The organism is Haemophilus parainfluenzae (assembly GCF_003253005.1).
In the GTDB taxonomy this organism is placed as follows: Bacteria; Pseudomonadota; Gammaproteobacteria; order Enterobacterales; family Pasteurellaceae; genus Haemophilus_D; species Haemophilus_D parainfluenzae_M.
This window is the reverse complement of the sequence record NZ_QEPZ01000003.1, coordinates 27,422-42,003: the sequence shown is the minus strand read 5'-3', so window position 1 is coordinate 42,003 and position 14,582 is coordinate 27,422. Positions and strand designations below refer to the sequence as shown.

Genomic DNA, 14,582 nt, shown 5'->3' with positions numbered 1-14,582 from the left:
CTCGAATATGAAAAAAATAACCCTAAAATTCACCGCACTTTTGCTTGGCTCAGCTTTAGCAAGTAGTGCGTTTGCAACAGAAAATGCTCAAACTTCCTCAAGTTCTGATTATGAATTAGAGAAAGTATTGATTTTCAGCCGACACGGATTGCGTTCACCAGTGGAAAAAGATCCGCAAGAAATGGCGAAATATTCCCCGTATGAATGGGCAAAATGGAATGTACCATCTGGCTATCTCACTGCAAAAGGGACGGTGCTAGAAACCTATTTCGGACAGTATTTAGGTCAATGGCTTGCAGATAAAGGGTTACTAACAACAGAACGTTGTGCATCGGGCGAAGGCATTTTTGCTTATGCAAATGGTGTGCAACGCACCATTGCAACAGGGCAAGCGATTGTTTCTGGTGCATTTGCGGGTTGTAATGTTCAACTGCAACATCACGGTAAAATTGGTTCAGAAAAAGATCCCATTTTCAACACGCAGGCGCATAATCCAAGCCAAGACTTGATTGAATCTGCAAAAAATAACGTTGATTTAACCGCTTTACAGCAAAAATTAGCGCCAAATTATGCGCTATTGAGTGAAATCATCGATTATAAACATTCACCAAACTGCTTACAAAAAGGCGAGTGTGATTTAGGTGGAAAAGTCGGTGAATACAGTATTAAAGACGGCAAGTCAGTCAAAATTACTGGCTCTATCAGCAAAGGAAAGAAAATTGTCAGTGCATTATTGCTCGCGCATTATGTGGGCAAGCCTGCTTCAGAAATCGCAAACGGTCGCGTGGATAGCCAAGAAAAATGGCGTGCAATTAACGAAATTAAAAACGAATATTACCGTACTTTATTTAAAAATAACGAAGCGTTAGCACAAAATGCATCATATCCGTTATTGGCATTTATTCAGCAACAGCTAAATAGTGAAAACAAAATTAACTTATTGGTTGGACATGATTCTAATATCGTCGCTCTGCTTGCAGCACTAGGTGTTGAGCCTTATGAGTTGGATGATTCATTAGAAAATATCCCAATCGGTGGCAAGTTGCTATTTGAAGTATGGAAACACAAACCAAGTGGCAAACTTAAATTTAAGTTGGATTATGTGTATCAAACCACCGAACAGCTGATTAACATCACGCCATTAAGTTTAGCGACTCCACCAAACCAAATAGCATTAACCCTCAAAGGTTGTGAAAGAGATGAAAAGGGCTTTTGTGATTATGAGCAATTTCAACGGGTGTTGAGGGAGAGTATTAAGAACGGTAAGCTATCAGGAAGTAAATAATTCTGATATTCACATCGCGGAATATATGACGGTGTTGCCAAGTAAAGAAGTGTTAGAACAGCGATTGCATTGGTGGTGGAACGGGCGAGAGAAGGATTTCTTATAAAGGAATAATTATGTCTAATAATTTATATTGGTCTGTCTATCAGAATTTAGAAAAAGAACTGATTGAATTAACTAATCATATTCATGTTGATGATAAACAAATAAATGTTTATTCCATGAAGATTTCCGAACTCTTGATAAGAGCTTCTATTGAGTTTGAGTCATTAGCGAAAGAGTTATATATAAATAATGGTGGACCAAAAGCAGATGATAATAACCTGTTTTTTGATACTGATTGTATGAACTACTTGAATTCTTTATGGAAATTGGAATCAAAAAAAGTACAAGTTGTTTCCAATAATTTTTATTTTAATAATGATGAAAATAAACTCCTTTCTCCTCTCAAGAAAGCTCATAAACGAGGTTCTAGTTCTGAAAAGTGGTTGCAAGCGTATCAAGCGATAAAACACAACAGAAGAACCTCTCTAGAAAGAGCAAATATAAAACATCTTATTTCATCAATGGCTGGGCTTTATATTCTAAATTTATATTATAAGGCTGAATTCTTTGAACTTGGTAAAGATTGTGATGGCTTAAATTTCCAAACCAATTGTGGTTCTAGTATTTTTTCAGTATTTATTCATCCTAGCAAAGGAATTCAACTTAGAAGTGATTCAGATTATCCTAAAAATAATAATTTTGATGAGTGTATATATTTAGTTGTTCCTTCTACTGAAACTATAGCGCCTATAAAGAATATTTTGTCTGAGATAGAGAAAAATGTAAAAGAAGAGCTAACTATAGATAAAATATGTACTAAGTTTAGTGATATTATTGGTGAAAGTATTAGTGTTCGAGATCCTGAAAATCCTGTTGAACTTAATGAGCTACTAGTAAAAGCTGCAGAGTTACAAAGGAAAGAACTATTTGAAAAGAATTTAAATGACCAAATTGATAGTTTAAGAAATGCTTATGAAGAAGTTCAATTTCAAGGAGTTCTAAATAAAAATCAATTCTAACTAACAAATGTTTAGTATATTAAATTTGCCTTATTTAAGAGAAACAAAATGACAACCCAAAACTTCCTAGTAGAAATCGGCACTGAAGAGCTGCCACCAAAAGCTCTCAAAACATTAGCGACCTCTTTTGCGGATAACGTTGAGGCGGAATTAAACCAAGCGGGTTTAACCTTCGATAAAATCGAATGGTTTGCGGCACCGCGCCGTTTAGCGGTGAAAGTGTTGAACTTAGCCACACAGAAACCGAGCAAAGAAATCGAAAAACGCGGGCCAGCAGTATCTGCAGCCTTTGATGCAGAAGGCAAACCAACTAAAGCGGCAGAAGGCTGGGCGCGCGGTTGTGGTATTACCGTTGAGCAAGCAGAACGCATTGCGACCGATAAAGGCGAATGGTTAGTTCATCGTGCAAAAATTGAGGGTCAGCCAACTAAAAACTTGCTGAACGACATTGTGGCAAATGCGCTAGCAAAATTGCCAATTCCAAAACCAATGCGTTGGGCTGATAAAACCGTGCAATTTATTCGTCCAGTTCATACTGTGACCATGCTGTTAGGTGATGAGTTAATCAAAGGCGAAATTTTAGGTGTGGCAAGTGCTCGCACTATTCGCGGTCACCGTTTCTTAGGCGAGAAAGAATTTGAAATTCAACATGCAGATCAATATCCGCAATTATTGCGTGAAAAAGGTTCTGTAGTGGCTGATTTCAACGAGCGTAAAGCAGAAATTTTGGCAAAATCTCAATCAAAAGCGGCCGCACTTGGCGGCGTGGCTGATATTGAAGAAAGCTTGCTTGAAGAAGTCACTTCCTTGGTGGAATATCCAAACGTTTTAGCGGCTAAATTTGAAGAACGTTTCTTAGCGGTGCCTGCAGAAGCTTTGGTTTACACCATGAAAGGCGACCAAAAATATTTCCCAATTTATGACAAAGACGGAAAATTATTACCGCACTTTATTTTTGTCTCAAACATCAATCCTGAAGATCCAACCGCAATCATTGAAGGAAACGAAAAAGTGGTTCGTCCACGTTTAACCGATGCAGAATTCTTCTTCAAAACCGACTTAAAACAAAAACTGGTTGATCGTTTACCACGTTTAGAAACCGTGTTGTTCCAACAGCAACTCGGTACATTGAAAGACAAAACTGACCGCATTGAACAACTTGCAGGCGAAATTGCGAAACAAATCGGTGCAGACGAAGCGAAAGCAAAACGTGCGGGTTTACTCTCAAAATGTGATTTGATGACCAACATGGTGTTTGAATTCACCGATACACAAGGTGTAATGGGTATGCATTACGCTCGTCATGACGGTGAAGATGAAGAAGTCGCAGTGGCGTTAAACGAACAATATATGCCACGCTTTGCGGGTGATGAATTACCTAAATCTTTGGTGGCAAGTGCGGTTGCTTTAGCGGATAAATTTGACACCCTAACGGGTATCTTCGGTATCGGCCAAGCACCAAAAGGTAGCGCAGACCCATTTGCATTGCGTCGTGCGGCATTAGGAGCGTTACGTATTATCGTAGAGAAAAACTTACCACTAGATTTAGAAGATTTAGTGAAAAAATCAGCCGCACTTTTTGGTGATAAACTTACGAATAAAAACGTGGTTGCCGATGTGGTGGACTTCATGCTCGGCCGTTTCCGTGCATGGTATCAAGATGAAGGCATTGCAGTGGATGTGATTCAAGCAGTATTGGCGCGTCGTCCAACTCGCCCTGCTGATTTTGATGCACGTGTACGTGCGGTTTCTCACTTCCGTACGTTAGATTCAGCGGAAGCGTTAGCAGCAGCAAATAAACGTGTAAGCAACATCTTAGCCAAAGCGGATGCTACAATTGGCGAGATCAATTTGACCGCGTGCGTAGAGCCAGCAGAAAAAGCCCTTGCTGAAGCGGTACTTGCATTACGCACTGAAGTACAACCGCTTATCGCACAAGGCGATTACACCGCTGTGTTAGATAAATTAGCGAATTTACGCGCACCAGTGGACAGTTTTTTTGATAATGTGATGGTGAATGCCGAAGATCCTGCATTACGTCAAAACCGCTTAGCGATTTTAAATACGTTGCAAGACTTGTTCTTACAAGTAGCTGATATTTCAGTGCTTCAATAATGATAAAAAAGGATGATTGATTTTTCATCAATCATCCCTTCTTTTATAGACTTCAAGTGATTATTTCTCTATAATCACCGCACTTTCCCCCCTTAGCTCAGTCGGTTAGAGCAGGCGACTCATAATCGCTTGGTCGCTGGTTCAAGTCCGGCAGGGGGGACCATTTATTGAGATCGCATTAGGCGGTCTTTTTTATTGTCTTTTTCTAACGCGTTTTAGGTGTTATACCCTTTCAACAATTCAGTCCAATTTTCTTCATTGAACTGAATATTCATTCTGCTGGCTTCTTTGACAAAAGAGCGGTGTAATCTTTCCAAGTTGCCTTGCTTCCAAAAATCACCCGATTTTTGACCGCACTTATCGAAATCAATGAGCCAACATTTTTGTTCATTTCCGAGTTGTTGAACGAGAATATTGTGAGCGTTGAGATCCGTATGGCAAATTTGCAAATTATGCAACTGACGAATTAATTTACCAATGGCTTGCCAGATGTCATTCGGCAGTTGCTGGGTTTGCAAAAGTGCGGTCAGATCTTGAGCATTTTCGATCTTTTCAATCAAGATATCCGCTTGATAACAAATCCCTAGTTTGCCTTTTTTAACACGTGCAGCAATTGGTTTGGGTACGGCTAAACCTGCTTGATGGAGTTGATTTAAAAGCTGAAATTCTGCCACGCTACGAGTTTCACTAAATGATTGAAAACGATAGCGATCTTTGTTGAATTTTCCCCATAAACCACCGCGATAATAATGACGAAGGGCAGTGTTTACACCAAACAGATCTTTTGTATTCAGGAAATAGGTTGTGCCGCGTCCTTTGGCTGAACCAGTAATACGTTGTTGTTTTTCCCAAAAAGCCGATTCAAAAAATGAAGCGGGTTCAGTTGGTTTTTCCGTGAGATTAAAAAGAAAGAATTGATTATCTTGTTGGAATTCAAGCATTTTAGTTGAACCGAATAATAGAAAATGCCCTCATTCTACTTTAAAATAGACGGAAATTAAATGCGCGAGGAACTCAAATGTCCCATTCTCCACTTTTTACCTCTTCCCCTAAATCACTTTGCATTTTGCGTTTGTCTGCGGTGGGTGATGTTTGCCATGCACTTGCGGTGGTACAACATATTCAACGTTATTGGCCGCAAACAAAATTAACGTGGATTGTGGGTAAAACAGAAATGGGTCTGCTTTCTGGTATTGAAGGCGTGGAATTGATTCCTTACGATAAAAAGAGCGGTTGGAAAGGTGTGTGGAATTTATGGATGTTTTTGAAAAATAATCAATTTGATGCACTTTTGAATATGCAGACGGCATTTCGTGCTTCTATTATCTCTCTTGGTCTTCAAGCGAAATATAAAATTGGGTTTGGCAAAAAACGTTCTCGAGAAGGGCAGTGGTTGTTTGTGAATCGTCGAGTTCAAGATCCTGAAACGCCTCATGTACTAGATGGTTTTATGGCTTTTGCCGATTATCTAGGAGTGCCACCAGCAGAAATGCTTTCTTGGCAATTGGCAATTTCTGATTCAGATCGAGAATATGCCAAACAGTTTATTGATCCTACACGTAAAAATCTGATTATTTCCCCTTGTTCTAGTAAAGCCGAGAAAGATTGGTTGATTGAACGTTATGCGGAAGTGGCAAATATTGCTCATCAACATAATGTGAATGTGATTTTTTGTAGCTCGCCGGCAAAACACGAATTAGAAATGGTGAAAAAAATTACCACACTTTGTGACTTTCAACCGGTTGATGCTTCAGGCAAAACCAGTTTGAAACAACTTGCCGCATTAATTCATCAAGCAAATTTAGTCATCTCGCCCGATTCAGGTCCGGCCCATATTGCTACTACTCAAGGTACGCCAGTGATTGGATTGTATGCCTATCACAATCCATTGCGCACCGCACCTTATCATAATCTGGATAATGTGGTGTCGGTATATGAAGAAAATGTGCAAAAAGAACAAGGAAAACCTTCAAGTGAATTGCCTTGGGCGACAAAATTAAAAGGCAAAAATTTAATGGCTGAAATTCAGGTAGAACAAGTGGTAGCCCAGATGAGAGCCTTGAATTTATTTTAAAGTGCGGTCAATTTTAGAGATAAAAAAAGCCCTCAAATGAGGGCTAAAAGAATCATAAAGTTTCTTGCGAATTATTCGCCTTTTTGTGCGTTGTAAGCTTCTAATGCACGAAGAGAATAGGTGTAAGCTGCACCTGCATTTAATGCGATAGACATCGCTAATGCTGCTGCCACTTCTTCTTCAGTTGCACCTGCTTTCACCGCTTCATCAGCATGCACGCCAATGCAGCTTTCACAACGTGTTGTTACTGCAACGGCTAATGCAATTAATTCACGGGTTTTGGCATCTAATACGTTACCTTCTGCTGCAGCCGCACCTAATGCGCCGTAAGCTTGTAACATTTTAGGGTATTTTTTACCTAATGCACCGAATGATTTTTTAACGTGTGCTACATCATTTTTCCAATCTGCAAACATAGTTTTTCTCCTTAAATTTAGTACAAATTTCGGGAGGAATTATAAGCAGATTAGCGTATGATACTTGTCAAATTGTCTTAACTTTTAGACGGAAAATCTCACAATGGATTATTTAGATAAATTAACGCAACTGGCGCAAGTGCGTGGGGAAATTAATATTCGCTGCTTGTTTCAAGGGGATTGGCAAGTTGAACATCAGCCAGATGCGGCGGAATATCAAGGTTTATTTCATTTAATTGAGCAAGGTGAGTGCTGGGTAACCTTTGCAGAAAAACAGTTTCATTTGAAAAAAGGCGATCTCTTTTTTCTCCCTCAAAATAGACCGCACTTTTTGGGCAGTTCTCAACAAAAAAGAGAGAATAGTCTACAGAGAGAGAAATCAAACGCACTTTTTAATGTCCATCAAATAGGTGCAGGTACGCCCGATCTGAAGATGTTTTGTGGGACGTTTTATTATCAAAAACCGTCATTATTAATTGAGTCGTTACCAGATTACTTACATCTTTCGCTACAAAATACGCCAGTGCAGCCTTTGGTTTCACTTTTTTTACAAGAAACCGAGAAACCGGAGCAAGGCACAAAATCCGTGATAGACGCGCTATCAAATGTGTTGTTTATTTATATTTTGCGTCATGCTCAACAAATAGGTTTGCTCAATCAAGGCTTATTAGCCTCGTTGCAGGATAAAAGACTGAATCAAGTCCTTGAAAAAATCCTGTTTTCACCTCAATTAGATTGGAATATTGAGCAATTAGCCGAGTTGGCATCCATGTCTCGTGCGACCTTTATGCGGATCTTTCAACAGCAACTCGGGATGCCACCAGGAAAATTTCTCACACAAGTGCGGTTAGAAATGGCGGCTGTTTTATTGAAAAATACGCAAAAGACCATTTTGGCAATCGCCCTTGAGGTAGGGTATCAATCAGAAGCACATTTTAGTAAGGCGTTTAAAGCAATTTATGGGCTTTCACCGAGCCAATTTCGCAAAACCTAGCCCATCGTTTGAAACTTACGTTATAATGACCGCACTTTAGGCGGCTCTGTCGCCTTTAATTTTTTAAGGTATTATTATGTTTAATAAAATATTTTCATGGTTTGAAAACCGTTTAAATCCTTATCCGGAAAGCAATCCAACGACGCCTGAAAAAGGTTTGTTTCGTTTTATTTGGTCAAGCATTGATGGCATGAAAGGCTGGATCTTTTTACTCGCGGTATTGACGGTCGGTACCGGTGTGATGGAAGCCTTACTTTTCCAATTTATGGGATTATTGGTGGATTGGCTGGGTGCTTATTCACCAACCACACTTTGGCAAGAAAAAGGGCATTTGCTTGCCGGCATGACAGCCTTGCTTATTTTCAGTATTGTATGGTCATTTGTGGGCGTGAATGTGCGCTTACAAACACTACAAGGGGTGTTTCCAATGCGTTTGCGTTGGAATTTCCACCGTTTGATGCTAGGCCAAAGTTTAAGCTTCTACCAAGATGAATTTGCAGGTCGCGTATCGGCGAAAGTGATGCAAACTGCGCTTGCGGTGCGTGATACAGTCATGACCATTGCGGATATGCTGGTGTATGTTGCCGTCTATTTTATTACTTCAGGTTTGGTGCTTGCGGCTTTAGATACTTGGTTTTTAGTGCCGTTTTTCTTGTGGATTGTGGCATTTGTGACTATTTTACGTTTGCTTATTCCTCGTTTAGCGAAAACAGCACAACGACAAGCTGATGCGCGTTCTCTAATGACAGGACGTATTACGGATGCTTACTCAAATATTGCAACGGTGAAACTATTTTCACATGATGCGAGAGAAGCGAATTATGCAAAACGCTCCATGGAAGAATTCATGGTCACCGTGCATGTACAAATGCGGTTGGCGAGCTCATTAGATACCTTAACTTACGCAACCAATATTTTCTTAACGTTAAGCACTGCGATTTTAGGTGTGGTGTTATGGCAAAACGGCCAAGTTGGCGTGGGAGCAGTGGCTACAGCAACCGCGATGGCATTACGTGTAAATGGTCTTTCTCGTTGGATTATGTGGGAATCAGCTCGTTTATTTGAAAATATCGGGACAGTGAATGATGGTATGGCAACGCTAACCAAACCGCATACCATTGTTGATAAGCCAAATTGTGTTGCATTAGAAGTAAAACAAGGTGAGATAAAATTTAACAATGTTTCGTTTGCCTATGATTCGAATAAACCGTTACTTAACCATTTTACTCTCACCATCAAACCAGGTGAAAAAGTGGGCTTAATTGGTCGTTCTGGTGCAGGTAAATCAACCATTGTGAATTTACTTCTACGTTTCTACGAAGCACAAGAAGGTTCAATTACCATTGATGGTCAAAATGTTTTAGATGTAAGCCAAGAAAGCCTTCGTAGTCAGATTGGTCTTGTAACACAAGATACCTCGCTTTTACACCGTTCTGTTCGCGATAACATCATTTATGGTCGCCCAACAGCGACAGATGAAGAAATGATCAATGCGGCTAAACGTGCGGAAGCAGCCGATTTCATCCCTTATCTCAGCGATGCGCAAGGTAGAAAAGGCTATGATGCCCATGTTGGTGAACGTGGAGTGAAATTGTCTGGCGGTCAACGTCAACGTATTGCTATTGCACGTGTCATGTTAAAAAATGCACCAATTCTACTGTTGGATGAAGCAACCAGTGCGTTAGACTCCGAAGTGGAAGTGGCGATCCAGGAAAGTCTCGACAAGATGATGGAAAATAAAACGGTTATTGCCATCGCTCACCGTTTATCCACTATTGCGGCAATGGATCGTTTAATTGTGTTAGATAAAGGGCAAATTGTTGAGCAAGGGACTCACGCAGAATTGCTTGAACAAAATGGCCTTTATGCTCGCCTTTGGAAACATCAAAGTGGTGGCTTCTTGAGTGAGCATGCCGAGTAAAACACAGGAAAAAATGACCGCACTTTGCAAAGGTGTAAATCTTGAGAGAGTTTAGATAGAGATTGAACTTTTCTTATAATTAGTGCGAATTTCCTTTGACTATTTTATTGACAACAGGTAATATTCGCACCCTATGCAAAAGGTAAAACTACCCCTAACCGTTGATCCGGTTAAAGACGCTCAACAAAGAATTGATTATGATGGTTATTATACCGCTAGTCAGTTAGTGCGTTTAGCTGAATCTACGGGGAAAGTGCTCAGCGATGCACAGGTAACATTATCGTTTTATATTGATCCACAAAAATTAGTGGTGATGAAAGGGCAAGTACAAGTTGATGTCGAATTAGACTGTCAACGTTGTGGCGAACTATTCAAACAAACATTGGAATGTCATTTTATGTATAGTCCAGTGGCTAATTGGGATCAGGCTGATGACTTGCCGGAAATTTATGAGCCAATCGAATTTAATACGTTTGGTGAAATAGATTTACTTGGTGCAGTGGAAGACGAACTTATTTTAGCTCTACCGCTTGTTCCAATGCATTCATCTGAACACTGTGAAGTGTCCGCGCACGAACAGGTTTTTGGCGAATTGCCTGAAGAATTGGCAAAAAAACCGAACCCGTTCGCTGTATTAGCTAATTTAAAGCAAAAGTAAATTAAATTTAGGAGTATAGCCAATGGCTGTTCAACAAAACAAAAAATCTCGTTCACGTCGTGATATGCGTCGTTCACACGATGCATTAACTACTGCTGCAGTATCAGTGGATAAAGCAAGCGGTGAAACTCACTTACGCCACCACGTAACTGCTGACGGTTACTACCGTGGTCGCAAAGTGATCAATAAGTAATTTTACTTATAAGGTATTCACTTGCACCGTCTAACCTTAGCGTTAGATGTGATGGGCGGGGACATTGGTCCCCGTATTACTATCCCCGCATCTCTTTCAGCGTTGGAAGCAGATCCAATGCTCTCTTTAGTGCTGTTTGGCGATAGCCAACAAATTTCCCCTTTACTGGAAAATGCACCCTCTTCTCTTTTAGAACGTATTCAAATTCATCATTGCACTAAGACTATTGATAACAATCAAGGCATTTCTCATGCATTGCGTCATAGCAAAGGCACGTCGATGCGTTTAGCAATTGAAATGGTTCAGAAAGGCGAGGCACAAGGTTGTGTGAGTGCAGGGAATACAGGTGCATTGATGGGATTGTCAAAGGTACTCTTACAGCCTTTAGAAGGGATTCAACGCCCAGCGTTGGTATCCTTATTACCGTCGATGACGGGTGATAAAACCGTAATGTTAGATTTAGGCGCAAACGTAGAATGTTCTGCTCAAAATCTTTATGAATTTGCCGTCATGGGCTCGATCTTTGCCGAAAACCGATTGAACTTAGTTTATCCACGTATTGCTTTACTCAATATTGGTGTGGAAGAAATTAAAGGACATCAATCCATTCGTGAAGCCGCGAATTTATTAGAAAAATCGACCGCACTTCATTATATCGGCTTTATTGAAGGTAACTTTTTATTAAATGGCGTGGCTGATGTGATCGTGAGTGATGGGTTTTCGGGAAATATTGCATTAAAAACCCTTGAAGGGGCGGCTAAGAATCTGTTATCTCTTCTGAAAGGAAAAGAAAAACAGCCTATTTTTAAATCATTTGCCAAATTGATTCTGCGTTTTTTCTTTAAGGATGCTTATCATCGCTTGAAACGCATTAACCCAGATGAATATAATGGGGCATCTTTACTCGGATTAACGGCTGTTGTGGTGAAAAGTCATGGCAGCGCAAATGTGGATGCATTTGCTCGTGCAATTGCAGATGCAGCTTTGCAAGCTCGTTTGCAAATTCCACAAAAAATCTTGGCGGGTTTACAACGTTATTAATTAATAAGTTTTGATATTATGAATAGTAGAATTTTATCTACCGGTAGCTATTTGCCGAGCCATATTCGTACCAATGCGGATTTGGAAAAAATGGTTGATACTTCAGATGAATGGATCGTGACGCGTTCTGGCATTCGTGAACGTCGTATTGCGGCAGCAGATGAAACTGTTGCAACAATGGGATGTGAAGCAGCCAAAAAAGCACTTGAAATGGCCAATCTTGATCCTCAAGAAATTGAGTTGATCATCGTTGCAACGACCAGTGGTTCTCACGCTTATCCAAGTTCAGCTTGCCAAGTTCAAGGTTTATTAGGTATTGAAGACGCGATTTCTTTTGATTTAGCAGCGGCTTGTACCGGTTTCGTTTATGCTTTAGGCGTAGCAGATAAATTTATTCGTTCAGGTAGCGTGAAAAAAGCCCTTGTCATTGGTGCGGATCTTAACTCGCGTAAATTAGACGAAACTGATCGTAGTACTGTCGTTTTATTTGGTGATGGTGCGGGTGCCGTGATCTTAGAAGCATCAGAGCAAGAAGGTATTATTTCGACGCATTTACATGCATCGTCAGATAACAATGCGGCATTACAGCTTCCACAAGCAGAACGTGGCGTGGAGAAATCTGGCTATATTGAAATGCAAGGTAATGAAACCTTTAAATTAGCGGTGCGCGAGCTTTCCAATGTCGTGGAAGAAACCCTTTCTGCCAATAATCTCCAAAAAACAGATATCGACTGGCTTGTGCCGCATCAAGCGAATTTACGTATCATCACTGCGACAGCGAAAAAATTAGAGATGGATATGTCGCAAGTGGTGGTAACGCTTGATCGTACAGCCAATACCAGTGCAGCGACTGTACCAACAGCTTTAGATGAAGCGGTGCGTGATGGCCGAATTCAACGCGGTCAATTGCTTCTACTCGAAGCTTTTGGCGGTGGTTGGACTTGGGGTTCAGCATTGGTGCGATTTTAATTAATTTGTTAGAATCCCGACAGAATTTTAAAAGTGCGGTTAAATTTGACCGCACTTTCAACATTTAAACGATGAAGAAATAGGAAGAAAACATGAAAAAATTCGCAATGGTTTTTCCAGGACAAGGTTCTCAAGCTGTTGGCATGTTGGCTGATCTTGCTAACGAATATCCGGTAGTCGCTGAGACTTTTAAACAAGCATCTGAAGCGCTTGGCTATGATTTATGGAACTTGGTTCAACAAGGTCCGGCAGAAGAATTAAATAAAACTTGGCAAACTCAGCCGGCATTATTAGCGGCATCCATTGCGATTTTCCGTGTATGGCAAGAAAAATACCCACAATTGCAACCAAGCGTGATGGCTGGTCACAGTTTAGGTGAATATTCAGCATTAGTTTGCGCAGGTGTCATTGATTTTAAAGATGCGATTAAATTAGTCGAATTACGCGGTAAATTAATGCAACAAGCAGTACCAGAAGGTACTGGTGCAATGTATGCGATTATTGGTTTAGACAATGAAGCGATTATCAATGCATGTAAACAAGCAGAGCAAGGTAAAGTGGTGTCTGCAGTAAACTTTAACTCACCAGGTCAAGTAGTCATTGCTGGAGCGAAAGAGGCAGTTGAACGTGCTGCTGCATTATGTAAAGAAGCGGGCGCAAAACGAGCTTTACCATTAGCGGTAAGTGTTCCTTCACATTGTGCATTAATGAAACCAGCTGCTGATCAATTAGCTGTAACACTTGAAGGGATTACGCTTAATGCGCCAGCAATACCAGTATTAAATAACGTAGATGTTAAAGCGGAAACAGAAAGTGCAGAAATTCGTACCGCACTTATTCGCCAATTATATAGCCCAGTTCGTTGGACTGAAACCGTTGAGAAAATGGCACAAGATGGCGTAGAGGTTTTAGTTGAAATCGGCCCAGGTAAAGTATTAAACGGTTTAACAAAACGTATCGTAGCAGAATTACAAGCAACATCAGTAAACGATGTGGCATCATTAGATGCCGTTGAAGCATTATTAGCATAAAAGGGGATTAAGAATGCAAAATAAAATCGCATTAGTAACAGGTGCAACACGTGGTATTGGTCGCGCAATTGCAGAAGAATTAGCATCAAAAGGTGCATTTGTAATTGGTACCGCAACCTCTGAAAAAGGTGCTGATACCATTTCTGCTTACCTTGGTGATAAAGGTAAAGGTTTAGTATTAAATGTGGCAGACAAAGAAAGTATTGATGCCGTATTAGAACAAATTAAAGAACAATTTGGTGATATTGATATCCTTGTGAATAACGCAGGTATCACTCGTGATAATTTATTAATGCGTATGAAAGATGAAGAATGGTTCGATATTATGCAAACCAACTTAACTTCTGTATTCCATCTTTCTAAAGCAATGTTACGTTCCATGATGAAAAAACGTTTCGGGCGTATCATTACTATTGGTTCAGTGGTGGGTTCAATGGGTAACCCAGGTCAATCTAACTATTGTGCAGCAAAAGCAGGCTTGATTGGTTTCTCTAAAGGTTTAGCGAAAGAAGTGGCATCACGTGGCATTACCGTAAACGTTGTAGCACCCGGCTTTATCGCAACAGATATGACTGAAGTGCTTACTGAAGAACAAAAAGCAGGTATTCTTGGTAATGTACCGGCAGGCCGTTTAGGTGAACCAAAAGATATCGCAAAAGCGGTAGCGTTTTTAGCTTCTGACGATGCGGCTTATATTACCGGTACCACATTACATGTGAATGGCGGCTTATATATGAGCTAACCCTTTAGGGCATATATATCGGGGATTTTGTCTATAAAATATAGCAAAGCAGTTTAGTTAATGATAAAATCCCAATCGC

General features: G+C 40.3%; 14 protein-coding genes and 1 tRNA gene. 13 read left to right on the top strand and 2 right to left on the bottom strand.

Translation table 11 applies throughout. The features are described 5' to 3' along the window. Positions 1 to 7 precede the first annotated feature (7 nt). From DPV97_RS04565 to DPV97_RS04550, 4 genes are all read left to right on the top strand, one after another. On the top strand, positions 8 to 1,285 hold the full coding sequence (locus tag DPV97_RS04565; RefSeq protein ID WP_111382906.1) for a histidine-type phosphatase: 1,278 nt from the start codon (positions 8 to 10) through the stop codon (positions 1,283 to 1,285). 116 nt (positions 1,286 to 1,401) lie between these two features. Then, complete coding sequence (locus DPV97_RS04560) at positions 1,402 to 2,349, top strand: hypothetical protein (protein ID WP_111382904.1); 948 nt, start codon at positions 1,402 to 1,404, stop codon at positions 2,347 to 2,349. Between the two features lie 48 nt (positions 2,350 to 2,397). Then, positions 2,398 to 4,464, top strand: coding sequence for a glycine--tRNA ligase subunit beta (glyS, locus tag DPV97_RS04555; RefSeq protein ID WP_111382903.1), 2,067 nt, complete (start codon positions 2,398 to 2,400; stop codon positions 4,462 to 4,464). 86 nt (positions 4,465 to 4,550) lie between these two features. Further along, positions 4,551 to 4,627, top strand: a tRNA-Ile gene (locus DPV97_RS04550). Between the two features lie 52 nt (positions 4,628 to 4,679). Here the strand turns inward: DPV97_RS04550 and DPV97_RS04545 are convergent. Then, the gene (locus tag DPV97_RS04545; RefSeq protein ID WP_070714852.1) at positions 4,680 to 5,405 is read right to left on the bottom strand and encodes a 3-deoxy-D-manno-octulosonic acid kinase; all 726 of its coding nucleotides are present in this window, start codon (positions 5,403 to 5,405) and stop codon (positions 4,680 to 4,682) included. A gap of 77 nt (positions 5,406 to 5,482) precedes the next feature. Between DPV97_RS04545 and DPV97_RS04540 the strand changes: the two genes are divergently transcribed. Next, a complete protein-coding gene (locus tag DPV97_RS04540; protein ID WP_070714854.1) occupies positions 5,483 to 6,538 on the top strand; it encodes a glycosyltransferase family 9 protein in 1,056 nt (351 codons plus the stop codon). Between the two features lie 71 nt (positions 6,539 to 6,609). Here DPV97_RS04540 and DPV97_RS04535 read toward each other — a convergent pair whose 3' ends face one another. Then, entirely contained in the window at positions 6,610 to 6,954 is a 345-nt protein-coding gene (locus tag DPV97_RS04535; protein WP_005698020.1) for a carboxymuconolactone decarboxylase family protein, read from the bottom strand. A gap of 103 nt (positions 6,955 to 7,057) precedes the next feature. On the opposite strand from DPV97_RS04535, the gene DPV97_RS04530 reads away from it, so the two are divergent. The 8 genes from DPV97_RS04530 (at position 7,058) to fabG (ending at position 14,503) form a co-directional block, all read left to right on the top strand. Next, the gene (locus DPV97_RS04530; RefSeq protein WP_070714858.1) at positions 7,058 to 7,948 is read left to right on the top strand and encodes a cupin domain-containing protein; all 891 of its coding nucleotides are present in this window, start codon (positions 7,058 to 7,060) and stop codon (positions 7,946 to 7,948) included. 76 nt (positions 7,949 to 8,024) lie between these two features. Next, positions 8,025 to 9,869: an ABC transporter ATP-binding protein gene (locus tag DPV97_RS04525; protein ID WP_070714859.1), complete on the top strand. Its 1,845-nt coding sequence runs from the start codon at positions 8,025 to 8,027 to the stop codon at positions 9,867 to 9,869. A 133-nt stretch (positions 9,870 to 10,002) separates the two neighbouring features. Beyond that, positions 10,003 to 10,527, top strand: coding sequence for a 23S rRNA accumulation protein YceD (gene yceD, locus DPV97_RS04520; RefSeq protein WP_070714861.1), 525 nt, complete (start codon positions 10,003 to 10,005; stop codon positions 10,525 to 10,527). A 22-nt stretch (positions 10,528 to 10,549) separates the two neighbouring features. After that, a complete protein-coding gene (rpmF, locus tag DPV97_RS04515) occupies positions 10,550 to 10,720 on the top strand; it encodes a 50S ribosomal protein L32 (RefSeq protein ID WP_005544470.1) in 171 nt (56 codons plus the stop codon). Positions 10,721 to 10,741: 21 nt separating this feature from the next. Beyond that, entirely contained in the window at positions 10,742 to 11,761 is a 1,020-nt protein-coding gene (gene plsX / locus DPV97_RS04510) for a phosphate acyltransferase PlsX (RefSeq protein ID WP_070714862.1), read from the top strand. 18 nt (positions 11,762 to 11,779) lie between these two features. Continuing rightward, the gene (locus tag DPV97_RS04505; RefSeq protein ID WP_070714864.1) at positions 11,780 to 12,730 is read left to right on the top strand and encodes a beta-ketoacyl-ACP synthase III; all 951 of its coding nucleotides are present in this window, start codon (positions 11,780 to 11,782) and stop codon (positions 12,728 to 12,730) included. 92 nt (positions 12,731 to 12,822) lie between these two features. Further along, positions 12,823 to 13,761 (top strand): ACP S-malonyltransferase, encoded by a 939-nt coding sequence (gene fabD, locus DPV97_RS04500; RefSeq protein ID WP_070714865.1) that lies wholly within the window; start codon positions 12,823 to 12,825, stop codon positions 13,759 to 13,761. A 13-nt stretch (positions 13,762 to 13,774) separates the two neighbouring features. Continuing rightward, positions 13,775 to 14,503: a 3-oxoacyl-ACP reductase FabG gene (fabG, locus tag DPV97_RS04495; RefSeq protein WP_005695317.1), complete on the top strand. Its 729-nt coding sequence runs from the start codon at positions 13,775 to 13,777 to the stop codon at positions 14,501 to 14,503. The last annotated feature ends 79 nt before the right edge of the window (positions 14,504 to 14,582 follow it).

What these genes read in the sequence shown, in the direction of transcription:
- DPV97_RS04565 (WP_111382906.1), top strand. Translation starts at nt 8, where the DNA reads ATGAAAAAAATAACCCTAAAATTCACCGCACTTTTGCTTGGCTCAGCT.
- DPV97_RS04560 (WP_111382904.1), top strand. Translation starts at nt 1,402, where the DNA reads ATGTCTAATAATTTATATTGGTCTGTCTATCAGAATTTAGAAAAAGAA.
- glyS (WP_111382903.1), top strand. Translation starts at nt 2,398, where the DNA reads ATGACAACCCAAAACTTCCTAGTAGAAATCGGCACTGAAGAGCTGCCA.
- DPV97_RS04545 (WP_070714852.1), bottom strand. Translation starts at nt 5,405, where the DNA reads ATGCTTGAATTCCAACAAGATAATCAATTCTTTCTTTTTAATCTCACG.
- DPV97_RS04540 (WP_070714854.1), top strand. Translation starts at nt 5,483, where the DNA reads ATGTCCCATTCTCCACTTTTTACCTCTTCCCCTAAATCACTTTGCATT.
- DPV97_RS04535 (WP_005698020.1), bottom strand. Translation starts at nt 6,954, where the DNA reads ATGTTTGCAGATTGGAAAAATGATGTAGCACACGTTAAAAAATCATTC.
- DPV97_RS04530 (WP_070714858.1), top strand. Translation starts at nt 7,058, where the DNA reads ATGGATTATTTAGATAAATTAACGCAACTGGCGCAAGTGCGTGGGGAA.
- DPV97_RS04525 (WP_070714859.1), top strand. Translation starts at nt 8,025, where the DNA reads ATGTTTAATAAAATATTTTCATGGTTTGAAAACCGTTTAAATCCTTAT.
- yceD (WP_070714861.1), top strand. Translation starts at nt 10,003, where the DNA reads ATGCAAAAGGTAAAACTACCCCTAACCGTTGATCCGGTTAAAGACGCT.
- rpmF (WP_005544470.1), top strand. Translation starts at nt 10,550, where the DNA reads ATGGCTGTTCAACAAAACAAAAAATCTCGTTCACGTCGTGATATGCGT.
- DPV97_RS04505 (WP_070714864.1), top strand. Translation starts at nt 11,780, where the DNA reads ATGAATAGTAGAATTTTATCTACCGGTAGCTATTTGCCGAGCCATATT.
- fabD (WP_070714865.1), top strand. Translation starts at nt 12,823, where the DNA reads ATGAAAAAATTCGCAATGGTTTTTCCAGGACAAGGTTCTCAAGCTGTT.
- fabG (WP_005695317.1), top strand. Translation starts at nt 13,775, where the DNA reads ATGCAAAATAAAATCGCATTAGTAACAGGTGCAACACGTGGTATTGGT.